This window comes from Candidatus Stoquefichus sp. SB1, assembly GCF_001244545.1.
In the GTDB taxonomy this organism is placed as follows: Bacteria; Bacillota_I; Bacilli_A; order Erysipelotrichales; family Coprobacillaceae; genus Stoquefichus.
Genome location: NZ_LN852695.1, coordinates 374,448 through 397,241, shown reverse-complemented (window position 1 = coordinate 397,241; position 22,794 = coordinate 374,448). Strand labels below are relative to the sequence as shown.

At 30.2% G+C, this 22,794-nt stretch carries 23 protein-coding genes; 3 read left to right on the top strand and 20 right to left on the bottom strand.

Translation table 11 applies throughout. From position 1 onward, the window contains the following. Positions 1-17: 17 nt before the first annotated feature. A complete protein-coding gene (locus tag BN1865_RS10015) occupies positions 18-1,298 on the bottom strand; it encodes a PTS sugar transporter subunit IIC (RefSeq protein ID WP_050637117.1) in 1,281 nt (426 codons plus the stop codon). 17 nt (positions 1,299-1,315) lie between these two features. Beyond that, a complete protein-coding gene (locus BN1865_RS10010) occupies positions 1,316-1,927 on the bottom strand; it encodes an AAA family ATPase (RefSeq protein WP_050637116.1) in 612 nt (203 codons plus the stop codon). Between the two features lie 56 nt (positions 1,928-1,983). On the opposite strand from BN1865_RS10010, the gene BN1865_RS10005 reads away from it, so the two are divergent. Then, positions 1,984-2,652 (top strand): MurR/RpiR family transcriptional regulator, encoded by a 669-nt coding sequence (locus tag BN1865_RS10005; protein ID WP_050637115.1) that lies wholly within the window; start codon positions 1,984-1,986, stop codon positions 2,650-2,652. 87 nt (positions 2,653-2,739) lie between these two features. On the opposite strand, the gene BN1865_RS10000 is transcribed toward BN1865_RS10005, so the two are convergent. The 4 genes from BN1865_RS10000 to BN1865_RS09985 form a co-directional block, all read right to left on the bottom strand. Further along, positions 2,740-3,942, bottom strand: coding sequence for an Nramp family divalent metal transporter (locus BN1865_RS10000; RefSeq protein ID WP_050637114.1), 1,203 nt, complete (start codon positions 3,940-3,942; stop codon positions 2,740-2,742). Positions 3,943-3,959: 17 nt separating this feature from the next. Then, complete coding sequence (locus tag BN1865_RS09995) at positions 3,960-4,373, bottom strand: peptide deformylase (RefSeq protein WP_050637113.1); 414 nt, start codon at positions 4,371-4,373, stop codon at positions 3,960-3,962. An 83-nt stretch (positions 4,374-4,456) separates the two neighbouring features. Continuing rightward, entirely contained in the window at positions 4,457-4,897 is a 441-nt protein-coding gene (locus BN1865_RS09990) for a DMT family transporter (RefSeq protein ID WP_050637112.1), read from the bottom strand. Next, the gene (locus tag BN1865_RS09985) at positions 4,894-5,313 is read right to left on the bottom strand and encodes a DMT family transporter (protein ID WP_050637111.1); all 420 of its coding nucleotides are present in this window, start codon (positions 5,311-5,313) and stop codon (positions 4,894-4,896) included. Before BN1865_RS09985 ends, BN1865_RS09990 begins: the two co-directional genes overlap by 4 nt. Positions 5,314-5,393: 80 nt before the next feature. Here BN1865_RS09985 and BN1865_RS18060 point away from each other — a divergent pair, with 80 nt between their 5' ends. Next, positions 5,394-6,059 (top strand): cyclic nucleotide-binding domain-containing protein, encoded by a 666-nt coding sequence (locus BN1865_RS18060; RefSeq protein ID WP_082189964.1) that lies wholly within the window; start codon positions 5,394-5,396, stop codon positions 6,057-6,059. On the opposite strand, the gene BN1865_RS09975 is transcribed toward BN1865_RS18060, so the two are convergent. Together BN1865_RS09975 and BN1865_RS09970 are read right to left on the bottom strand one after the other, a co-directional pair. Further along, the gene (locus BN1865_RS09975) at positions 6,053-6,556 is read right to left on the bottom strand and encodes a hypothetical protein (protein WP_050637110.1); all 504 of its coding nucleotides are present in this window, start codon (positions 6,554-6,556) and stop codon (positions 6,053-6,055) included. The genes BN1865_RS18060 and BN1865_RS09975 overlap by 7 nt on opposite strands. 176 nt (positions 6,557-6,732) lie before the next feature. Further along, positions 6,733-8,190, bottom strand: a complete 1,458-nt coding sequence (locus BN1865_RS09970; protein ID WP_050637109.1) for a glycoside hydrolase family 1 protein — start codon at positions 8,188-8,190, stop codon at positions 6,733-6,735. Between the two features lie 76 nt (positions 8,191-8,266). Between BN1865_RS09970 and BN1865_RS09965 the strand changes: the two genes are divergently transcribed. Further along, positions 8,267-9,460 carry a helix-turn-helix transcriptional regulator gene (locus tag BN1865_RS09965; RefSeq protein ID WP_050637108.1) on the top strand — a complete coding sequence of 398 codons (1,194 nt, stop codon included), beginning with the start codon at positions 8,267-8,269 and terminating at the stop codon, positions 9,458-9,460. 20 nt (positions 9,461-9,480) lie between these two features. Here the strand turns inward: BN1865_RS09965 and BN1865_RS09960 are convergent, their stop codons facing one another. The 12 genes from BN1865_RS09960 to BN1865_RS09905 form a co-directional block, all read right to left on the bottom strand. Beyond that, positions 9,481-10,356, bottom strand: coding sequence for an ROK family protein (locus BN1865_RS09960; RefSeq protein WP_050637107.1), 876 nt, complete (start codon positions 10,354-10,356; stop codon positions 9,481-9,483). After that, positions 10,353-11,765 (bottom strand): 6-phospho-beta-glucosidase, encoded by a 1,413-nt coding sequence (locus tag BN1865_RS09955; RefSeq protein ID WP_050637106.1) that lies wholly within the window; start codon positions 11,763-11,765, stop codon positions 10,353-10,355. Before BN1865_RS09955 ends, BN1865_RS09960 begins: the two co-directional genes overlap by 4 nt. Further along, entirely contained in the window at positions 11,749-13,047 is a 1,299-nt protein-coding gene (locus BN1865_RS09950; protein ID WP_050637105.1) for a PTS sugar transporter subunit IIC, read from the bottom strand. The genes BN1865_RS09955 and BN1865_RS09950 overlap by 17 nt, the downstream gene beginning before the upstream one ends. 208 nt (positions 13,048-13,255) lie before the next feature. Then, on the bottom strand, positions 13,256-14,242 hold the full coding sequence (locus BN1865_RS09945) for an aldo/keto reductase (protein ID WP_050637104.1): 987 nt from the start codon (positions 14,240-14,242) through the stop codon (positions 13,256-13,258). 1 nt (position 14,243) lies between these two features. Continuing rightward, the gene (locus BN1865_RS09940; protein WP_050637103.1) at positions 14,244-14,819 is read right to left on the bottom strand and encodes a histidine phosphatase family protein; all 576 of its coding nucleotides are present in this window, start codon (positions 14,817-14,819) and stop codon (positions 14,244-14,246) included. Then, positions 14,816-15,640: an MBL fold metallo-hydrolase gene (locus BN1865_RS09935; protein WP_050637102.1), complete on the bottom strand. Its 825-nt coding sequence runs from the start codon at positions 15,638-15,640 to the stop codon at positions 14,816-14,818. The genes BN1865_RS09940 and BN1865_RS09935 overlap by 4 nt, the downstream gene beginning before the upstream one ends. Before the next feature lie 95 nt (positions 15,641-15,735). Further along, the gene (locus BN1865_RS09930; protein ID WP_082189963.1) at positions 15,736-17,724 is read right to left on the bottom strand and encodes a sensor domain-containing diguanylate cyclase; all 1,989 of its coding nucleotides are present in this window, start codon (positions 17,722-17,724) and stop codon (positions 15,736-15,738) included. Positions 17,725-17,765: 41 nt separating this feature from the next. Beyond that, entirely contained in the window at positions 17,766-18,350 is a 585-nt protein-coding gene (locus tag BN1865_RS09925; protein WP_050637101.1) for a TetR/AcrR family transcriptional regulator C-terminal domain-containing protein, read from the bottom strand. Between the two features lie 109 nt (positions 18,351-18,459). After that, positions 18,460-19,332 (bottom strand): Cof-type HAD-IIB family hydrolase, encoded by an 873-nt coding sequence (locus tag BN1865_RS09920; RefSeq protein WP_050637100.1) that lies wholly within the window; start codon positions 19,330-19,332, stop codon positions 18,460-18,462. Between the two features lie 120 nt (positions 19,333-19,452). Continuing rightward, positions 19,453-19,884, bottom strand: coding sequence for a chemotaxis protein CheW (locus tag BN1865_RS09915; protein WP_050637099.1), 432 nt, complete (start codon positions 19,882-19,884; stop codon positions 19,453-19,455). Beyond that, on the bottom strand, positions 19,877-21,856 hold the full coding sequence (locus BN1865_RS09910; protein ID WP_050637098.1) for a chemotaxis protein CheA: 1,980 nt from the start codon (positions 21,854-21,856) through the stop codon (positions 19,877-19,879). The genes BN1865_RS09915 and BN1865_RS09910 overlap by 8 nt, the downstream gene beginning before the upstream one ends. Continuing rightward, positions 21,853-22,791: a GGDEF domain-containing response regulator gene (locus BN1865_RS09905; RefSeq protein WP_050637097.1), complete on the bottom strand. Its 939-nt coding sequence runs from the start codon at positions 22,789-22,791 to the stop codon at positions 21,853-21,855. The genes BN1865_RS09910 and BN1865_RS09905 overlap by 4 nt, the downstream gene beginning before the upstream one ends. Positions 22,792-22,794: the final 3 nt, after the last annotated feature.

Sequence of the window (22,794 nt, the reverse complement as noted above, 5' to 3'; positions counted from 1 at the left end):
AAATCTTCTATAATAACTTATTCTTGATCTTCTTTTTCATCTATTGATTTTTCATAAACTTTAAAGAAAGGATAATAAACAGCTACACTTATAGCAACCAATACACACATAAAAATCACATTTCTAAAATCTAATGCTGATAAAAATCCTTGAGCGAAAAACGGTGTAAATGATGGATCTATAATATATCCCATACTGACAAGTCCACTATTTTGAACTAATGCTCCTAAACCTATTGAAATACATGGCATTAATACAAATGGAATAGCTAAAATAGGATTTAAGACAATAGGTCCACCAAAAATAACAGGTTCATTAATTCCACAAATTCCTGGAATAACACTTAATCGACCAATAGATCTTAAATGTTTAACATGTGAAAAACACATTAATAAAACTAATCCTAATGTATTTCCTCCACCGCCCAATACGGCATAACGATACATCTGTAAATTCATGACATGTTCTGCTGCATTTCCACTATTAACTAAATCAGCATTCAATCCTGAATTTGTTAATCCTAAAGTAAAAACAATAGGGAAAATAATTGAAGAACCATTAATTCCAAATAACCATAAAATATTTGAAAAAGCAAAAATACCCATAAATGCCCAGACATTATCTACTCCAGAAATTGCTGGTGTTAAAATACTCATAATTAACTCAGGTAAAGCTTGATGAGAAAAAGCGATAACTATTAAATTTAATCCATAAATAATGATAATATTAGCAGCTAATGGCAATAATGAATTCACGAAGTTTGTAACTGCTGTAGGCACACTCTCAGGAAATGTAAAGACAACTTTATTTCCAACAACACGACAAATTTCAACTGATAATAATCCAATAATTAAAGCAACAAATAAACCATCAGCACCTAAGAAAGCCATTGATAATTGTCCATCATTAACAGGTGCTGCAATCATTAAAAAGACACACATTGAAATAATTCCATTAATAGCTGCTTTCATTTTATAACTTTCAGCTAAACAATAACTCACTCCAAATGATGTCACTAAACCAATGAGTCCCATTGTCATTGTATACGGAATTGTAATTGTATTATAATTAGCAACTGCCCATTGCTTCCATCCAATTAACGCTTTTAAAAATATATTACCTGTATTTAAATCAACAAGATCTAAATTAATTGGGGGATTGGCTACAATTAAGAAAATAGAACCCACCACAATTAAAGCTAATGACATCATCATTCCATTAGAAATAGCTTGTAGATGTCTTTGATTCCCTAATTTATTAGCAAATGGTGCTAATAATCTCTCTAAACCACTAATCATTCTCTTTCTCCCTTATATTAAAATTGCCATCCATTAAATTGAAATGCTGAATCAACAACATTTTCTGGATCATATTCTTCTAAGATCTTTGCATATCTTTCTTTATAATCATTATCTACTTCTTTTTGTGGAATCACTTGACTGGCTTCATTTAAGAAATGAAAAGAATCTCTCCCCATTGCCTGCCCACGTTGTGTATGTTTATCTAATGCGTAATCAGGAACTTCTGGAAATTTTCCCATCGCAAAAGATTTAATACAGATATTCTTTAATAAATCACTTGAACGATCTTTTTCAGATTGACACATATAACGAATTGCATGAATAAAATAGATAGATCTATCACCATCAGAATAATCAAATTCTCTACTCATTCGATATAAATTATTCACCATGATAGCTGCCATAGGATTTCCCATACCGATATCTTCAACTGAAATTGTTAATAATCTGCGCCATAATTTTTCTTCTAATTGTGGAGAGGAAACATAAAGTTCATAAGCAAACATACATGCCTGTTCTTCTAATCCTCGACGGATTGATTTTTGTAATGCTGAAATCACTTCATCACCAGCATAACCATTTCTTGTTGTAATTTTTGACCATGGATCATACATTGTTTTTGCCATAATTTCTTGCCCCTTTCTTTTTTCTATGACATAATTGTGCTAGGAGGTGAATTCTCATGAATATTGTGCATTTATCAGAGAAATATGAACTTAATGACTTAGAATTACAAATAGTTGCCTATATGAAAGAACATATTGAGGAATTAAAGTCAATTGGTATACGTCAAATGGCAAAAGATAACTATACAAGTACTTCAACCATTTATAAACTTTGTAATAAGTTTGGTTTTGAAGGATATAGTGATATGATTTATCACCTGACATCTACCAAGGATACATCTAACGATTTTAAGCATCGCTATCATGAGTATCAAGCTCAGTTTTCTCATTTGCTTGAAGATAAACAAAAAAGAATTGTTGTTTTTGGTCTTGGTTTTTCTGCACCCATTGCAGAATATATGCAACAACGTTTAACATTACTTAATTATCAGTCAATGTGTGTTGTCCATATGGAAATGTTTAGTCAAATCTTTAACCAGGACACTATCTTAATTGTTATCTCATATTCTGGAAAAACACCACGCTTAAATGAGATAGTTGAAACTGCTCATCAGAATCATGTTTCAATTATTAGTTTCATTGGTAATCAAGATTCCCCTATTTTTAAGTATTCCACACTTCCCATATTAATTGGTCAATATGATTCTTTTTCACATGATTTAAATCGTAGTAATACTTTCTTTGGTGAAACGATTATTGCTTTTGAAACTTTACTATTCCCTTAAGCCAACTTCATTATACAAATAACGACAAATAATTTATATTGATTTTATCAACAAAAAAACATGTTATGAAATTTATAACATGTTTTCTTATCCCAAAATACCTAATATATTTTTAATACATATCAAGATTGTGACAAACAGCACAATCACTCCCATTGCATTACTGAACTTTCCATTACGATATTGCCCCAACTTCTGATCATTCATACAAATCATTAAAAAGATTGCCATAATTGGTAAGATAATAGCATTCGCCCCCTGGGCAATCAATATCAACTGCGTTGGTGTAGACTGATTGATAGCCGTTAAAAACATTCCAAATACAATAACAATAAACCAGACCAAACGAAATTTATGAGATTTCATATCCAATTTCCAGCCTAGAATGCCACTGATTGCATAAGCTGCTGCTAAAGGTGCTGTAATAGTTGAAGTTAACCCAGCAGCAAATAATCCAATACTTACTAAAACAGTTGCAAAATCACCTAGTACAGGTTGTAAAGCCTGGGCTAAATCACCACCACTTTGAATGTCTAAACCAGCACAGTTTGTAGCTGCAACAGTTACAATACACATAGAAACAATCCCACCAAGTCCAATAGATAAAATTGTATCTATTCTAGCATTATGTATATCTTCTTTATTTTGCCATCGCTGGGCAGCACTAGAAGAATGTAAAAATAGATTATAGGGAACAACCGTTGTTCCAATTAATCCAACAACACTTAACCAGTCCACATTATGAAAACTTGGAATAAAGCCTTGAAATATCTCATAAAGATTAGGTCGGGATAAGATAGTTGTTAAAATGAAAGCAAATGCCATCACCAAAACCAAACCTGTTAAAAACTTCTCTATATATCGGTAACTCCCTGAATATAATAACACAATCGCTCCCATTCCCATAACAAGCGCTATTGTCTGCAAAGAAACTGATGGCAGCAAACTTGTTAATCCCATTGCTCCACCTGTTAAATTCCCTGTTTCATAAGCAATATTTCCTACAAAAATAGCAAGCACAACAATGCTTATCATCAGGATCTTTATGACTTTTTGAGTCATTCGCTCTCTGATATTCTCACCTAGACCTTGTCCTGTAACAATTCCTAGTCTTGCTGCCATTTCCTGAAACATAATGGTTGCTATAGTGGAAAATAGTAGAACCCACAATAATGTATACCCATAACTTGCTCCTGAGCTTGAACAAACTGTGATTGTTCCAGGGCCAATAAATGCTGCAGCAACAAGTGCACCAGGACCAATATTCTTTAATCTATTCATCAATTTCATGATTTATCATTCCTTTATTAAATCAAAATACCATTACAATGATCAATCTCATGTTGAATAATTTGAGCAGTCAAACCACTAAATGTTTTTATCTTCATTTTAAATTTATCATCATGGTACTGTACTTTAATCTTTTCATATCTTTTTGTCTTTTGAGTTCCCTCATGGCACAAACAACCTTCTTCAGTTTCATAATAATGTCCAGCTGTTTTAATAATAACTGGATTAATCAAAACAAGAATATCATCATTTTCTTTAACTGCAATAATTCTCTTTAATTCATTAATCATATTAGCAGCCATGCCAACACAACTTTCCTGATATGCATTCATTGTATCCTTTAAATCATCAATAATATATAAATCATCAACTGTCGCATCACTTGACTTTCGACATAATAAAAATTGATCCTTAATAATTTCTCTAATCATTATTTTCTCCTTTTCATTTTTGACAACACGAACAATAATAGTCAGTTTTTATTATTATAACATATCTTCTGATAATTATTATCTTAGAAATGACTATTTTTATCTGCTCGCTGATACATAAACAATCCCATAATCACAATGAAACAGCCGATTAATTTATTGATTGAAAAGATATCATAAATATAATAATCTAAGATAATTCCTGTTGTTAATTGAGCAATAAAACAGACTAATGTAAGTTGAACTGGAGAAATTTTAGACACAATCAGATTAAGAATAAGGATATTAAAAACCCCTATGATTCCACCAATCATGATAGTGGGTTGCTTATAAAATAATGTAAAATCATATCCTACTGTAGATATTCCCATCCATAATAAAACAACGATACTCAATAACAGTCCCGTAAAATAATTAAAGAACGTACTCTGATAAACACCTATTCTTTGTCCTAAATAGCCATTCACTGTTCGACTCAGAACAATTGTTACGCCTGCCATTATAGCACATATAATCGCGATCATAACATCATCACTCCAATTCCAATGATGATAATCATTAAACTCATCAACTGTTTGCTGTTAAGTTTTGATTGAGCAATTCCTAACCAGCCATTATATTCTAAGATAATAGAAGTTATCATTTGTCCTAATAATCCAAGAACAGTTAATAAAGATGCTCCTAATGATTGAACTGTCATAACATTAAAAAGTACTGTAAAAACACCAATCATTCCTCCACTATATAAGATCAAAGGAATCCTATTTTGAAATGTTATTTTTTCTTTTTTAATGATTAAAATCAATATCAATGTTATCAAACCAATCAAATGAATAATAACTATCGCTAAATATTCACCATAATAAAAAGATAACTGTCCATTAAAAACATTCATTATTGTAATAATCATTCCACTTAATATCGCTAGTAAAATTATCATTATATCAACCTCCTATGGCATTATAAACAATAAGTCTTGCTTTATAATAGGACATATGTCATATTATAGGCGGTGATATTATGAATCTAAAAGATAATTACATAAAAATGCTTAAAGATAATCATGTGATGAGTGAAATGAATTATCAATATTTTGAATTTGTTTCATTTTCTAAAGGACAATATCTTTTAAGACAAGGTCAAAGATTAGATTACTTATATATTTTAGTGAAAGGAAAATTAAAAGTAAGTCATACAACTGCTAATGGTTCTACGGTTTTAAATTGTTTTGCTTATCCTATTTATATTCTAGGAGAAGTCGAGTTCTTAAATAATCGTGATGTTATTAATGATATCTATGCAATAGATGATATATATTGTTTAAGTATATCGATTGAACTTTACAAAAATGAGCTTTTTAATGACCCCATTTTTATGCGTTATCTTGCTCAAACAATCTCTTGTAAGTTATATAATACTAATCATAATTCTTCTATTTCTATGAATTATCCTGTTAAAAATAGATTGGCATCTTATTTAATTGCCTGTCAAGATGATATGATGATTGAAGATAATTTTGTATTGGTAGCTGAAATGATTGGCTGTAGTTATCGCCAATTACAACGTGTGCTTAATAATTTTTGTCAAAAACAGTATATTAGTAAAAGAAAAAGAAGCTGTTATCAGATATTAGATGTATCATCATTACAACAGCTTAGCCAGGATTTATATTTCTTACATCAATAAATCATCAATAACCATTCGTATATAAAATAAGTTATTAATTCTTTTTCTGATATTTCATCATTATTAAAACCAAGTCCAGGGAGTATGTTATTGCTTTTTATATATTGTTTTATATGTGATTCATAAATTTGATTGTTCATTGCACCAATCCAATATGTAGAGACTTTCTGATTTTTTAAACTCATTTGATTTAAAAAATCTATCATTTCAACACTTGGTTCATCTTCTATTGGTGTTGTTCCAATAAGAATAATATCATATTGATTCATGTCTGGTTTTTGATAATCACCAATAGAATAGAGAGTACATGATACTTTTGATTGGATAATATTTGTGATGACTTCTAATTCTCCATATAAATCATCGCAAATCAAAAGAACTTTTTCTGACTTATGAGTATAAGTCTTTAACTGCTTATTTGATGTATATAAAACATCGCAACCTGTTAAGACAAGAAAAGAAATGATAAGTATAGATAATTTTTGTAATTTAAACATTCATTTTCCTCCTCATTATTCATTATATAATGAATAATGATTATTTTTTGTCATAATAACATATCTAATCATTGAAAATATATTTAATCCATAACAACTTTATAATGAGTAATTTCTAGAGTATAAAACATTAAGATAATGAAAAGTGATACCATTTGATATCACTTTTTCTATACTTATAATTCTTCTCCATGAGATTGAATAACTTTTTGGTACCAATAAAAAGAATCTTTCTTCATTCTCTTTAAAGTTCCTTTACCTTCATCATCCATGTCAACATAGATCATTCCATATCTTTTCTTCATTTCACCTGTTCCCGCAGAAACCAAATCAATACATCCCCATGGTGTATAACCAATCAGATCAACACCATCTTCTTCAACAGCCTTTTTCATTTCTATAATATGATCACGCATATAGTCAATACGATAATCATCATGAATAGAACCATCTTCTTCAACATGATCTTCAGCCCCTAAACCATTTTCTACAATAAACAATGGTTTTTGATATCTATCCCATAATAAATTAAGTGAGATACGCAATCCGATTGGATCAATTGGCCATTTCCATGCACTTTCTTTTAAATAAGGATTATGTGCCATTTGGACACCATTTCCTAATGCCATACCTGCATCTTCACGCGTTGTAACAACACCAGAATTATAATAGCTAAATCCAATATAATCGACACAGCCGTTTTTAAGAATTTGATCATCACTTTCTTCTTTGACTAATTGAATATTTTCTTTTTCCATTAGTTTTAAGGCATATGATGGATAATATCCTCGACATTGAACATCTGCAAAGAGATATTTTAAACGTCTTGAAACATTTAATTCTAATGCCACATCTTGAGGATTACAGCTTTCTGGATATGTGAGAATATTGGCTAACATCATCCCTATTTGATTATTTTTATCTATTTGATGTCCAAGTTGAACAGTTAAAGCACTTGCTATAAATATATGGTGAAGAGCCTGATAATATTTTTGTGGTGTCATTTCATGAATACCTAATGTTGCATAACCACGTAAGAGATTGATTTCATTAAATGTCATCCAATATTTGACTTTTCCTTTATAACGTTCAAATAAAGTTTGACAATATCTCAAATGACAATCTATTGTTTGACGTGATAACCAACCATCTTGATGTTGTGCTAAATAAATAGGCATATCAAAATGATTGATTGTGACAACAGGTTCAATTCCATATTTTAAACATTCATCAAATACTTGATCATAAAATTTTAATCCTTCTTCATTAGGTTTCTCTTCATTGCCTTGTGGAAAGATACGTGTCCATGAGATTGACATTCTAAAACACTTAAATCCCATTTCAGCCATTAAAGCAATATCCTCTTTATAACAATGATAAAAATCAACAGCTTTATGGCTAGGATAATATATATCTTGATCAATCACTGCCTGATATTGATGAGAAATCCATTCACTTTCATGTAAATAAATAATTTGATTATGTTCATCTAAAAAACTATGTTTTCGTTTACGTGTTAGGGAACCATTCGTTTTTGTATCAGAAGTTGCTAAACCTCTTCCACCTTCATTATACCCACCTTCAAACTGATTGGCAGCGATTGCTCCACCCCATAAAAAATTTTCTTTTAACATACTTTTCCCTCTTTTCTATAAAATGATTTCTTTTTATGTTTATTAATTGTAAAATAATAAAGAAAGGATGATATTTATGATACAAAGTAAACAAGAATTGATTCAATTATTAGATCCTCTTTATCATCATTTTGATCTTCCTCTTTTTTTACTTTCTCAAGATTTAATGATTATTGATTCATCACAATCTTTTTTAAAGTTAGAAGATGATTATTATCAAAAAATGATCAAAGAAAATCATATTAATGACTATAAAACATTCATGCATTTTTATCATCAAGCATCATTTCTTTTCTTTCCGTATTCATTAAATGATATTGCTTATATATGTATAGGACCCATCTTTAATAAAAAGATATCTTCACAGGATAAACCATCTGATTATGCCTTTTTAACTCATGTTATTTCAAAATATACAATTCAAGACTTCTTTCATTTACCTTATGTCAATCATACAACCGGTGATTCTATTTTATTTATTTATCAAATCATTACAGGAGAAGTCTTAGATCCTAATATTCTTAAGAAAAATTATAAACAACCTTCCTCACAGCCTTTAAAACAAGAGGACTCTATGCATCATGAAATCTTTACAATCAGAGAAAATCCAATGCATGATTTTAGTTATTCTTATGAAAAGAAAATTATCAATTCTATTCAAGAAGAAAATAGCACACAGGCCCGCATTCTCATGAATGAACTCATGCAAATTAAAGATGGTCGTGAATTATCTCAAAATCATATGACTTCTATAAAATATAAATTGGTGGCTGCAATCACACTCTTTACAAGAGGTGTTATTGATGTTGGTGTTCCAATTGCTAAGGCTTATAGTCTTAGTGATGTTTATATTAGTAAAATTGATCATTGTCAAAATGCTCGAGAACTGCATGATTTGATTGCTGATGCAATTGTAGATTTTACCAATTTAGTGAAAAGATATAAGCATATTCAAAATCCTTATTGGATAAAATCTTGTAAGAATTATATTTCTCATCATCTCCATGAAACAATAACCTTAAATGATTTAAGCGAACTTACTGGTATGAATGCCAGTTATCTCTCAACTCAATTTAAGAAAATAACTGGTCAATCTATTAAACAGTATATGAATCAAAAGAAAGTTCAGGAAGCTCAGTTTTTAATTAAAAATTCTTCTTATACTTTAGCTGAAATTGCTGATATTTTACAATTTTCTAGTCAAAGTCATTTTCATAAAGTTTTTAAAGAACAAACTGGTAAAAGTCCTCTCCAATATAAGAATACATAAACGATGAAAGAATGAATCTTTCATCGTTGTTTTTTATAATGGTAATAAGCCCCTAACATATTCGCATCATTACAATAACGACATTTCATGATTTCAGCATGTGGGAATTGAATTGGTAAGGTTGCATAAAAATCATCTATTGCTTTTTGTAAGCCAGCTATAAATATAGGATTTTCACTAACACCTCCACCAATACAGATTCTTTGTGGATCTAATAAGCATTGAATATTGTGAAATTCTAATGTAACTTCTCGACAATATTCTTCAAAAATATTAACACTTATAGAATCCCCCATAGCAATCCAATCAAAAACCTCTTTCCCATCACGGGTATCACTATTTTTTGCTTTTGCAATTTTTTCAACAAGATTGTATACACTGCCAATAGCACCAAATAAACCTTGTGAATGATGGATTTGAGGATCTTTGGAAAAAATCACGCTCACTTCTCCAGCAATGAAATGAGAACCTTTGTAGATATCTCCATTGATAATCAATCCACCCCCAACACCTGTTCCAAATGTCAAGACAACACCTTGAGATATACCTTGCATATTCCCAGTTTCTAATTCAGCAATAGCGGCACATCTGGCATCATTTTCAATTTCAATAGGTAATTGAAATCGTTTTTCCCATAATGTGACATCAGTATGATTATTATAAGTTAAACTTCCACCTGCATGAATATACTTACGTTTAACATCAATGACACCTGGCATTGAAAAAGCTATCCCTTCTACATCTTGCATATCTTCTAGCAATGTTTCAATTGTAGAAAGAAAATCTTCTTGAGAATCACGTGGCGTTGGAACCTTTCCTTGGGAGGTCATCACATCATCTATCATCAATGAATGTTTAATAAAGGTTCCACCGACATCAAAAACTGCAATTCTCATAAATTCTCTCCATGAGATGCAATGACTTGCTTATACCAATCAAATGATTTTTTACGGCTACGTTTCAATGTACCATTTCCTAAATCATCACGATCAACATAAATAAAACCATAACGTTTACTCATTTCACCAGTTCCTGCTGAAACCAAATCAATACATCCCCATGGTGTATAACCAATGATATCAACACCATCTTCAATAATCGCATTTTTCATTTCCTCAATATGAGCTTTTAAATAAGCAATACGATAATCATCTTCAACATAATCATTTTCATCAACTTGATCATAAGCACCTAATCCATTTTCAACAATAAAGAGTGGAATTTCATAACGTTCATAAAAACGATTAAGAATGTAACGTAATCCTTTGGCATCTATTTGCCATCCCCATTCACTTGTTGGAAGATATGGATTTTTAACACCTGAAACAATATTACCACCTGTTTTTTCAACCGTTTCATCTGTTGTAGCAGCTGATGAAGAATAATAAGAAAATCCAATATAATCTACACAACCATTTTTCATTGTTTCATAATCTTCTGGTTCAATTTGAACATGAATTCCTTGACGTTCAACTAGTTTTTTCACATAATGAGGATAATGTCCTCGCACCTGAATATCTGTAAAAGCAAATGTTCCATAACGCATCTTTTCTTCTGCTAATAAAACATCTTCTGGTTTTGCAACTAAAGGATATTTTACCAATGTTAAAACCATACAACCAATTTTATTCTCTGGATCAATTTGATGTCCTAATTGAACAGCTTTGGCACTTGCAACAAACTGATGGTGAGCAGCCTGATAACTACGTTGTTTAAAATCAGCTTGACTGCGATCTACTACGCCTGCAACTTCAGGCATAAAGATCACTGAATTAATTTCATTAAATGTCATCCAATATTTGACTTTTCCTTTATATCTTTCAAATATAATTTTGCAAAAGTTGAGATAAAAATCAATAAGTTTTCTATTTGCCCAACCACCATAATTCTGTGCTAAATAAAGAGGCATTTCATAATGAGAAATTGTAACAACGGGTTGCATTCCTCTTTTTATCATTTCATCAAATAAATGATCATAGAATTTTAACCCTTCTTCATTAGGTTCACTTTCATCACCATGAGGAAATATTCTTGTCCACGCTATAGAAGTTCTAAAACATTTAAAACCCATTTCTTCACATAATGCTAAATCTTCTTGATAACGATGATAGAAGTCAATTCCTTCATGATTAGGATAATAAACATCTTTTTCTACACCTTTTGTAAACTGACGTGATACACCCTTTTTCCCTGCTGTCGCAATATCCATAAGTGATAATCCTTTACCACCTTCTTGGTAAGCTCCTTCAGCCTGATTGGCAGCAATCGCACCACCCCATAAGAAATCTTTACTCAACTGACTCAAGTTGCTCACCAGCCTTTGCTAATTGTTCCTCTTCATATGCTTTTTTATCAGCAATTCTAAAGAATGGATAATACATCAAAGTATTCACCGCTAATAATATCAATACCATAATTAACAATGAAACCCCACCTGCCATAAATGCTTTTACAAAGAATGGTGTTGTCCAAGGCAACAATGACATAGCTGGATTAAAAGTAAATGTAAAGATCTGTGTAGCAGCCAATCCAATTAATCCCATCACAACATTACAGAAAACCATTGGAATAAAGAAGATAGGATTTAACATAACTGGCATACCAAAAATAAGTGGTTCATTAATATTAAATAAGTTTGGAATAAATGCTAACTTTAACATCTTTTTATATCTTTCACTCTTAGCTGTAAACATTGATAAACATAAACCAATTGTATTTCCATTTCCTCCAAATGAAGCAAATAAGGAAACAAGCGTAATTGTTAAATAAGTTAATGGTCTACCTGCTTGTGCATCAGCAATATTTGTTAAAACAAGAGTCATTTGTAATGGTACAAATGCACTATAAACTGTATTTGGATGAATACCAAAGAACCATAATAAATTAGCAGCAAAATATAATAAGAAGATTGTTGGCAATGATAAACCAATTTTAATAATAAATGCACCAATTGTTTGATCAAAGAAATTAACAAAACTTCCAAATGATGTATAACCAAAACCAACTCTTACTAAAAATGCAAATGCAACAATAATCATGGAAACAAAGATTGGTTCAAATGATTCACTAACCATTGGTGGAACACCTTCAGGCATTTTAAACTTTAAACCTTTACCAGATAAGAAATGGAACATTTCCCCAACAATAATCGCAAAGATTAATGCAACTAAAATCCCTGTACCACTTAAATAATCAACACTAAATGCATTGATAACACCATCTTTTCCTTCAACTGTTTGAGGAATAATCAATAAGAAACTCAGTAATGATAAAACACCACAAGATAAAGGATTATCTCCTTTTCTTTTTGCAAAAGCATAAGCAACTGTAAATGAAATATATAAAGCTAAAACATTTAAACTCGCATTTGAAATTGCATCAAAATGAGTTTTCAAACCAACACTTGTCAACCATTCAGAATATCCTGTTATTGGTAAATTCCCTAAAATAACAAATATACAAACCCCAAATGTTACTGGTCCGGTTCTCATGAAACCTTCAGCGACTGATTGAATAACATCATTATTACTCATTTTTTCAGCGATAGGTCCAATAAATCTTTGTAAAAACTTTTCTAACTTTTCCATATATCCTCCTCATATTGTTATTGAAATACGTATTTCTTTTTTATCGACAACCACATTATATAAATATATAAACATTATTTTTATATATTTTATAGATTTTTTATATTTTTTCTACATAACTTATAAATCTTTACATCAAATATTATAATTGCTAATTTAAAAAATAATGCTTAGATTTTATATCTAAGCATTAATCCTATACATGTGATTATTTCTTTTCTGCCATAACACCGACTAAGGCATGAGGTTTATAAAGTTCTTCTAAATATTGTTGTTCTAAGTCAGTTAATTGTATATAAACTGCATCAACTGCTCCATCAATGTGATGGGGCTTAGTTGCACCAACAACAGGCGAAGTCACCTTAGTTAAAAGCCAGGCAAGAGAGATTTCTGTCATTGAAACTTCTTTCTTTTTGGCAAGTTCTTCTACTCTTTGAATAATCTTGAAATCATCATCAACGGATGCATCATATTTCCCTTTTGCATATTGATCTTCTACCATACGTTTAGATTGTTCTCCTGGCTTTTTCGCAAGACGACCACTAGCTAAAGCACTATAAGGCGTCATAGCAATGTTTTCTTCTCGACATAAACGAGCCATTTCTCTTTCTTCTTCTCTAAAAATCAGATTATAGTGTCCCTGTACAGAAACAAATTCTTCCCAGCCTTGAGATCTCGCATATGCATTGGCTTTTGCTAGTTGATAAGCATAACAATTAGAAATACCAATATATCTTACTTTTCCTTGCTTAATAACACGATGTAACCCTTCCATCACTTCTTCAATAGGGGCATTGTTATCCCAGCTATGATAAATATATAAATCCACATAATCCATTTTTAAACGTGCTAAACTTGCATTTAAGCAATTTTCAATATGTTCAATAACAGTTACACCACGTGCTAAATCATCTGCTGTACGATTAGAGAATTTAGTCGCAATGATGACATCTTCTCGATGAGCATATTCTTGAATTGCACGTCCCAAAAACTCTTCACTGGTTCCTCCCTGATAAGCCATTGCTGTATCAAAGAAATTAATTCCTTTATCTAATGCATATTTAATTATCTTTTTTGATTCCTCATAAGATAATGTCCATGAATGCATCCCTTTTTGAGCATCCCCAAATCCCATACATCCTAAACAGATTCTTGATACCATTAAATCTGAACGCCCTAGTTTCACATACTCCATTTTAATCCTCCTTTTGTCTAATGACTTTCTCTAAATAAAATTTATTATTATCAAATTTATATACAAAAATACAACAATTTCCAAAACCTTTTTTTAATTCTTCCATTGGATCTTGAAAAGCTCTTAAAAAATTAAAACAGGCTCCGCTATGACTCACTGCTAATACACTCTGATGATCATCTTGTTGCATAATTTCTGTTAAAGTTTTTATCATTCTCTCTTTTACAGTTTCAGAAGATTCACCACCAAATTGTAAATAAAACGTTTCACAATCCTGTGGTGTTAAATGAGCATTTAATCTTTCACTTTCAGCTTCTAGTTCACCATAAAAATTTTCTTTTAATCCTTTTAGTCTTGTATAAGGCATATCCGTCACAAGTTCTAATGTATCACAACATCTTTCAGATGTAGAGGAATAAGCATGATCAAAATGAATTTGATGTTCTTTAAAATATTGTCCTGCTTTTTTTGCCTGTTGAATTCCTAACTCTGTTAATGGTGAATCACACCATCCTTGGATTCGCTGCTGAACATTGAATAACGTTTGTCCATGACGCATTAAATATAATGTTTTCATTGTTTTTCTTTGCGTGTTAAAACAATCGGTTCACCAGGTGCTAACACTTTTATTCTTTCTGGATTGATAACTTTATCTAATAAATTTTCAGGATTGCCATTGAATGGTGAAAAATCAGGTGCATCTACACATCCCCAATGAATACAAACCAAGTCTGCTTGTGGATATGTGTTCGCTAATGTTATTGCTCCTTCTAATGTGATATGCCATTCATTATCACAAAAATCAAAGAAAATCACATCTGGCTGTGGCATTTTTAAATGTGCATCTAAAAGCTTAGAATCACCTGGTAACCAAATTGTTCCATCAGCTGTTTCTAACCAATAGCCACAATAATCTTCTTCCTTCCATTCACGATAATTATATTTTGCTGAATCTTTTTGCCAATTATGACATGTTGGTGTAAGTGTAATCTTGACATCATCAATCATAAAACTTTCATGGATATTATGTCCTACTCCAGGAATCCCTTCCTCTTGCATAACTTGCGCAACATACTTAGGTGCATGATAAGACTGACAAACAGATAGGAGATCAATGCACGTTGCACGACTAAAATGATCATTATCAATATGCGTTATTAATAAGCCATCAAGGGATGGAATATCTTTTGGTAAGATAGGCATTTCAATTAATAAAGGCATATCAAAACCTTCTAATAATGGATCAATCATAATATTAGTTCCTCGACTATTAATCATCATACTTGCATTCCCGAGCCATCTTATTTCTGTTTGATTTATCTTTTGAAATGCTTCAGGACCAAAAAATTGACTTTTATCAGGCATTGCCTGACCATTTTTGTTTTTATAAACTTTCATTATAAAAACCTCCTTTTCTATATATTATTTTACTACATATCAAAGAAGGTTCAACTTACATTTATTCATTCTTGTCTATAAATTGACAATTCTATTTATTTGTCAATATTATTTTTTGGATTCTTTAACATTTTCTGATTATATCGATAGCGTCTCGTCATATCATGCTGTTCATAAAATGACTGTTTATCCTGATACATCAGTTCATCAGCAATATTAATTAATTTTTTAATATTTTGTGAAGAATCACTCCATTTATATCCTATCGCTGCTTTACAGTCATTAATCTGAGCAAAATGTTCTTTTAAATGATTAACATATGATAAGAACTCTTCTTCATCTATTGTTTGACATATCACAACAAATTCATCTCCACCAATTCGATAGAAAGATCCTTTTTCAATGCTTTTTTGGATAATATCTGCACATCTTTTTAATAAGTTATCACCTGAAAGATGTCCAAAATGATCATTAACTTCTTTAAGTCCATTAATATCCAAATAGATAACACCAATAGAATTTGTTTCTTTTTCAATCTTTTCAATATCTTCTATAAATCGATTTCTATTATAGAATGATGTTAATGTATCAACATAACTTAAACGCTGTAACATTTTTTCATCTTCATATCTACGAATAGCTAACATTACAAAATAACGTAGAGTTTCTAAAAAAGTCACTGCATTACTCATTAGGCTTGGATCTGGATTATCTAAACCAATACTACCAGCTAATAAGCCACCTTTTTCAATCGAAACCATAATAACACTTTGAATATCCTGTTTCTTTAAGAATTCATACTCTGCTCTTTGTTTTTCTTTTAAACTTTCAATATTTTCAATAACAATATCCTTTTGTTGTTTAAACATTTCTATCCATAATGCAAATTCAGATAAAGAAACATTCTGTAAGTTATCTATTTGTGGAACAATTCCTTCTTGGCACCACTCTGCTACATTACTTGCATAATCACCTTCCATTAAGAATACATAGGCACGTTGGGCTCCAAACATTTGACCAATATGTTCTAACATATAGTTCATTGCTGCTAACAAATCATGATTCCGATAAAGTTCACGAATACAATCGACAAGAATATTATCTCTTTCTAAACGCTTCTTTAATTCAATCTTTTCATTTGCTGTTTCTGTAATATCAAAAGCAATTTCCATTCTTGCTAAACGTCCTTCCCACTCCATCAAACGATCTTTAAGTAAATAATGACGTTTGGTTAAAGGATTGGTATATTCCCATGAATAAGTTTCATCCATTGATAAAAGATGATTTGTACAAAATGGGCATGGAGCATCAAAACCTTGAATTACTCTATAACATTTATTCTTTTTTGTATTATCAATATGGAATGTTTTCTTTCCTGCTTCATTAGCAAATAATAAATCATATGTTTCGATATCTGAAACATACATCAGTTCTGATATTTCATTCATTGGGACAAGCATATCTTCAAAACGCTTAGATAATTGTTCGCTTTTTTCTCTATTCTTTTTTTCTGCTTCAATCAGTTTTTGACGTCTTTTTTCCTGATAAAAGGCTAGGATTGCAAAAATAATAGCCATTCCAATAAAGAAAGCATTCATATAAAAAAGAAAATCTCTGGTATCTTGTACAACATTTTCACTATAGACTTCGGCTGCTAAAACTGTCTGATCAGCAAGTTCAAAATAATCTTCACTCATTGTAAAGAGTTCTTCTTTATAAGCATCATCTTCACGAAAGCGATAGATTTCATTTTTGATATCTGCCCAATCTTCTTCCATTTCTCCTAATAATGTTTGAAAATGATTATCATTTAACTTAATTAAATTCAATTCATCACTTCCTTTTGATAAACCTAATAAAATCTTATCTAACTTTGTAATCAGTTCATCATTAGGATGATGATTAAGCTCCATCTTAACCAGTCTTTGAGTCGCACCACGAACAATTCCAGTATAATTGATAACACGTGCATTTCCCTGAAGATTGCTATTAGAAAGAATGGATTCTATACTGGTAAAAATAAGAGCCAGGCATAAAATGATTGGTACCCCTATAACTCTTATTTTTGATAATAGGTTCTTCATTTTAAAACCTCCTCTTATACATTTTATTATAACACTTATTTTTATGAATTGCTCTTTTGATAAGGATTCTTTTTGATTTGTGAACCTTCAAAAAGTTTATCCATGCCTATTCCTCTTAACTGTGTAATTAATTGTGCCATTTCTTCACAACTTGATGGCATATCTGATAATATCCATGAAAGCGTCATACTATTTGATGCACTTGCATGATACTCAGTTGCAAAACGTAATGTATCTGGCATAGGTGTATCACCATATAATTTTTGATGCCATTGTAAATCAAATTGTTTACAATGTTCTAACATATAATCTTTCAAACAATTTTGATCTTCCATTAAACATGCCTGTTTCATAAAATAATGATACTTTTTCATTCTATAAAAACTATCTCGTAATGATTCATAAAAATCCATTTCAATATTATCTGCATAATTATATTCAGGAATAATTTTACTCAAATAAATATATTGAATTAAATCATTTTTATCAGCAAAATGATTATAGAATGTTTGCCGACTGACTCCTGTTTGATTGAGAAGCTGTTGAATTGTAATTGTATTGAGTGGTGTTGTCTCACAGAGTTTTAGTAATCCTTCTGCCAAAATCTCTTTAATATTAATAGCCATATTCTTGCCTCCAAATAAAATCTTGATATTATCTTTATTATATCAGAAAATCTTTTTTTTGACTTATCTTCTATAATAAAAGAAAGTGAATTTTAATCACTCACTTTCACTACATTAAATGAAATTGTCTTAATATTTCAAAACCTTCATAAACTGCTCCCTCATCAACAGTCTTTTCAAGACAATAATGAGCTGCCTGCTTTGCAAGAGCACAAGCATTCATAGGTGCAAAAGAATATTGAAAATGTTTTAACATATCATGATCATTCTCACCATCTCCAAATACTGCCACTTCATCTATATGATAACCTTTTTGTTCAATGACTTTTTTAAGCATTTTTCCTTTATTCATTTGATTGGTTGTAATTTCCATATTTTCTTCAAATGAAGAAGAGATATCTAAATAATCTATATTTAATTGATTTTTAATTCCTTGAACTAAACTTGCATCATGATGACGGGCATCAATTTTTAAAACTTTTATTCCTTGTTCAATGATTTCCTGAGGAGTCTTTACATAATGAAAGTCTCTAAGATAGCCTTCTCTTGTTGTAAATGTTTTTTTAGGTAATTCTTGATCTGGAAATTGTTTTGAATTTAATAATAATGTCATATGATAATTCCAAAATTCATCAGCATCTCTTAATGAATATTTTCCATGATCTGTATGAATAGCTAATAAATATCCATAATCATTTAAAATCTTTGTTATTTTTTGAAATGATTGATTATCCATTGGATATATTTGATTAATAGACTGATTATAATTACAGTATTGTGTTCCATTATTTAATATTAAATCACAATCTAATTGATAATCATTTAATAGATCAACAACCATATTATAATCTCTTCCTGTTGCTATCATAAATTCAATTCCTTGATTCATATATTGTTTTAAAGCTAATAAGGTTTTTTCTTCAATTGTATCATCTCTTTTGATAAGTGTTCCATCTAAGTCACATACAATACATTTAATCATTATTTTATTCCTCCATTGTTATTTATTATAACAAGACTCTTTAAAGAAACAACGAATTTTCTAGAAAAGAAAACCCCTCTAGTTATGATCTAACTTTTGGGGTTATTAAATAATGAAAGTCTATTCATTGACTAATATATGCTCAGCAATATTGTCTAAAATGAGAGGCATATTTAAGACATAAATATAATGATTATCTTCTTGACACAACTGATCAATCTTTATATCTTCACTTCCACCTTCATAGGGAACTTGATTGACTATACTTGAGCCATAAGTCATATAAGGTATATCATGAATTTCTAAAATAACTTGATATTTATGAACACGAAGCAATAACATGCATATCTCCTGATGAGTCTCATTCACACCTAATAAACGATCAAAAGAAAGCACTGGATAAATAATTCCTTTATAATTACAAAGACCACTTAACTTATCGTTAAGACGTGGGACTTTTGTTATTTTTTGTTTGGCCAATGTTTCCTCTACATATTTTAATGGAATGCCATAAATAGTCTCTTGTGTATGAAAACATAACAAATCATCCATGCTTTTCACCTCTCATATTTAATAAAGATTCTAAATTCAATGTCATACATACTCTTCCATCACCTAACAAACTACATCCTGATATACATGTTGCCTTCTTAAATGTATTATTAAGCAATAAAGGCAATGGTTTATCAACAATATGCTGATAACCAATGATATCATCAACAAGTAAACAGGCTTTGGCAGTGGCAGATTGAACATATATCAGAATTTGAGAAGATGTACTTTTTTGAGATTGTAGATTGAATAATGTATTCAATTGAATAATTGGTAAGACTTTATCTTTATATACATAAACATAATGACCATTTTCATGTTGTATATGTTGTTGATCATATGCAAAAAACTGCATAGCATAATGTGATGATATTGAGAAAACTGTTTCACCTACACAAAATAATAAACTTTCAATAATCATTAATGTTAAAGGTAAATGCAGGGTAATATGTGTTCCTACCTGATACTGGCTTTCAATCGTAATATGCCCCTTAAAATGATCTACCATATTCTTAACAACATCCATTCCAACCCCTCGTCCAGAGAATTCATTGGCTTTTTGATTTGTTGAAAAACCTGGTAACATAATAAAAGCATATATTTCTTCATCAGTATACTGATGATCTTTTTTGATTAAACCTTTTGAAGCAGCCTTTTCTTTAATTTTATCCAGATTCAACCCTCTTCCATCATCACTAATATGAATCACAATTTCACTATTCTTATTTTCAATATTAAAAACAATTTCACCAGTTTCTGGCTTATGTAAAGATTGTCTTTCTGCTTGAGATTCAATTCCATGATCAACTGCATTTCTTAATAAATGCATTAACGGATCAAATAGACTATCAACAATTTCCTTATCAATTTCTATTTCTTCACCTTTAACAACAAAATGAATATCTTTATTTTCTTTACGTGAGATATCTCTGACAACACGATGTAATTTAGGAACAATTTGAGCAATTGGTACTAATCGAGAAGACATAACAATTTCTTCAATATCTAGAAGTGATTTATGAAAATGACGATCAAATAACTCCATTAATTCTTTTTGATTTAACTGTTCCATTCGTGTTAGAATGTTTGATTCTGCAATGATTAATTCCCCAATCAGATTTTGAAGTGCATCCAATTTTGAGACATGGACGGGTATCAATGAACTAGGTTCCAATGAAATATTTTCTAAAGTTTCTTTTTGTGGCATTGTCCTTATTTGAGGTTGCGTTTTGATGAAGTATTCATCTTTATCAATAATTTCACATTTTTTTAAAAATAATGAACGATATAATGTTTCTAATACTTTTTGAGAGTCTGTTGCCTTGAATGTGATATAAAATCCATTCTCTTTAATATATTCAGCTGCTTCTGGATTGTTTTCCAGCTCCTTAGGATAATAAGTCAGCATTTGGCATAGATTCTTAATCTGCATCACAAGCATATATGCTCTTACATTTTCCATTCGTGCTTCTTCTTCAAAAGAAATGCGAATATAGACACTATTATCAATATCGGCTGGTTCTTCAATTATTTCTTCTTGATCTGATATGACTTTCACATCATTCATTTTATTCATTAATGCCTGAATTCTTAAAATATATTGTTGAGCATCTTCTGGAGTATAATCTTCATCTTTCATTTGATCTAATTGTGAATGCATATAATCTGATATATCAAATAAAAGATCAAATGTTTGTTTTTCATGATTGATTATTTTTTGAGGGTCATCTCTAAAGAATGAAAACAAATCTTCTGCTGTATGCATTAAAACAGATATACTTTGTAAGTTCATCATAGAAGATGAACTTTTTGTCGTATGCATGATACGAAAAATAGAACGGATATCTTCATCTGTAAAAGTATTGCTTTTTTCAGTCCGAATAAGAATCTTATCTAATTGTTCAAATAAACTATTTGTTTCATACAAATAGACATCTAACATTGATTTTTGATCATCATCAAATAAACTCATAATTGTTTACCTATCATATCATCATACCATATTGTACAATTTTTCCCGTTTCTTTTCCCAGCATATAAAGCTTCATCAACCTGTTCGAGATTTTGAATAAAACTAAGGCTTCGATTATATTCATTTAATCCTATTGAAACACTACAGTGAAAACGTTCTTGTTTAGAATAAAATGGAAAATTAAATATATCATTACGAATTCTTTCAATAATATGAAAAGCCTCATCATGATTAACATTAAATAAAATAATCAAGAATTCTTCTCCACCCCAACGTACAGCTGTCACTTTAGATGAAACACTTTCCATAATATTAGCAATCCCAATTAAAACAATATCCCCTGTTTCATGACTATAATCATCATTAATATGTTTAAAATTATCAATATCACATAATGCCAATACAGTTTGTTCTAAACCATAAATAATTCTTTCCTTAATTTGTTCCTCTACATATCTTCGATTATAAAGCCCAGTTAAAGGATCTTTAAAAGCATAATTATTCAGTCTTTTCATATTGGCTTCCATTTCATAATTCTTTTTCTTTAATTCATCCTTAGATTTCTTCTCTTCTAAATGAATAAGAATTCTAGATTTTAGAATTTCATTATGAAAAGGCTTTTTAATATAATCACATGCACCTAGAGAAAGTCCTTTGACAACATCATTATCTTGATCTTTTGAAGTCAGAAAAATAATCAAAGCATTATTTCTATCAATTGCTTTTACCTTATGATAAAGTTCATATCCTTCAGTATCTGGTAAAATCACATCTAATAGAATTAAATCAGGAGCAAACTCTTCCACTGCTATTAATGCATTCTTTCCATCATGAGCCTTTTTGATTTCAATATTCTCATTTATAAATATCTTTTCTATTTGCGTACAAATATAATCACTATCATCTACAATTAATAACTTTGGTATCCTATCCATCTT

Excerpts from the sequence above, each read along its gene's own strand:
- BN1865_RS10015 (WP_050637117.1), bottom strand. The coding sequence starts at position 1,298 with ATGATTAGTGGTTTAGAGAGATTATTAGCACCATTTGCTAATAAATTA.
- BN1865_RS10010 (WP_050637116.1), bottom strand. The coding sequence starts at position 1,927 with ATGGCAAAAACAATGTATGATCCATGGTCAAAAATTACAACAAGAAAT.
- BN1865_RS10005 (WP_050637115.1), top strand. The coding sequence starts at position 1,984 with ATGAATATTGTGCATTTATCAGAGAAATATGAACTTAATGACTTAGAA.
- BN1865_RS10000 (WP_050637114.1), bottom strand. The coding sequence starts at position 3,942 with ATGAAATTGATGAATAGATTAAAGAATATTGGTCCTGGTGCACTTGTT.
- BN1865_RS09995 (WP_050637113.1), bottom strand. The coding sequence starts at position 4,373 with ATGATTAGAGAAATTATTAAGGATCAATTTTTATTATGTCGAAAGTCA.
- BN1865_RS09990 (WP_050637112.1), bottom strand. The coding sequence starts at position 4,897 with ATGATCGCGATTATATGTGCTATAATGGCAGGCGTAACAATTGTTCTG.
- BN1865_RS09985 (WP_050637111.1), bottom strand. The coding sequence starts at position 5,313 with ATGATAATTTTACTAGCGATATTAAGTGGAATGATTATTACAATAATG.
- BN1865_RS18060 (WP_082189964.1), top strand. The coding sequence starts at position 5,394 with ATGAATCTAAAAGATAATTACATAAAAATGCTTAAAGATAATCATGTG.
- BN1865_RS09975 (WP_050637110.1), bottom strand. The coding sequence starts at position 6,556 with ATGTTTAAATTACAAAAATTATCTATACTTATCATTTCTTTTCTTGTC.
- BN1865_RS09970 (WP_050637109.1), bottom strand. The coding sequence starts at position 8,190 with ATGTTAAAAGAAAATTTTTTATGGGGTGGAGCAATCGCTGCCAATCAG.
- BN1865_RS09965 (WP_050637108.1), top strand. The coding sequence starts at position 8,267 with ATGATACAAAGTAAACAAGAATTGATTCAATTATTAGATCCTCTTTAT.
- BN1865_RS09960 (WP_050637107.1), bottom strand. The coding sequence starts at position 10,356 with ATGAGAATTGCAGTTTTTGATGTCGGTGGAACCTTTATTAAACATTCA.
- BN1865_RS09950 (WP_050637105.1), bottom strand. The coding sequence starts at position 13,047 with ATGGAAAAGTTAGAAAAGTTTTTACAAAGATTTATTGGACCTATCGCT.
- BN1865_RS09945 (WP_050637104.1), bottom strand. The coding sequence starts at position 14,242 with ATGGAGTATGTGAAACTAGGGCGTTCAGATTTAATGGTATCAAGAATC.
- BN1865_RS09940 (WP_050637103.1), bottom strand. The coding sequence starts at position 14,819 with ATGAAAACATTATATTTAATGCGTCATGGACAAACGTTATTCAATGTT.
- BN1865_RS09935 (WP_050637102.1), bottom strand. The coding sequence starts at position 15,640 with ATGAAAGTTTATAAAAACAAAAATGGTCAGGCAATGCCTGATAAAAGT.
- BN1865_RS09930 (WP_082189963.1), bottom strand. The coding sequence starts at position 17,724 with ATGAAGAACCTATTATCAAAAATAAGAGTTATAGGGGTACCAATCATT.
- BN1865_RS09925 (WP_050637101.1), bottom strand. The coding sequence starts at position 18,350 with ATGGCTATTAATATTAAAGAGATTTTGGCAGAAGGATTACTAAAACTC.
- BN1865_RS09920 (WP_050637100.1), bottom strand. The coding sequence starts at position 19,332 with ATGATTAAATGTATTGTATGTGACTTAGATGGAACACTTATCAAAAGA.
- BN1865_RS09915 (WP_050637099.1), bottom strand. The coding sequence starts at position 19,884 with ATGGATGATTTGTTATGTTTTCATACACAAGAGACTATTTATGGCATT.
- BN1865_RS09910 (WP_050637098.1), bottom strand. The coding sequence starts at position 21,856 with ATGAGTTTATTTGATGATGATCAAAAATCAATGTTAGATGTCTATTTG.
- BN1865_RS09905 (WP_050637097.1), bottom strand. The coding sequence starts at position 22,791 with ATGGATAGGATACCAAAGTTATTAATTGTAGATGATAGTGATTATATT.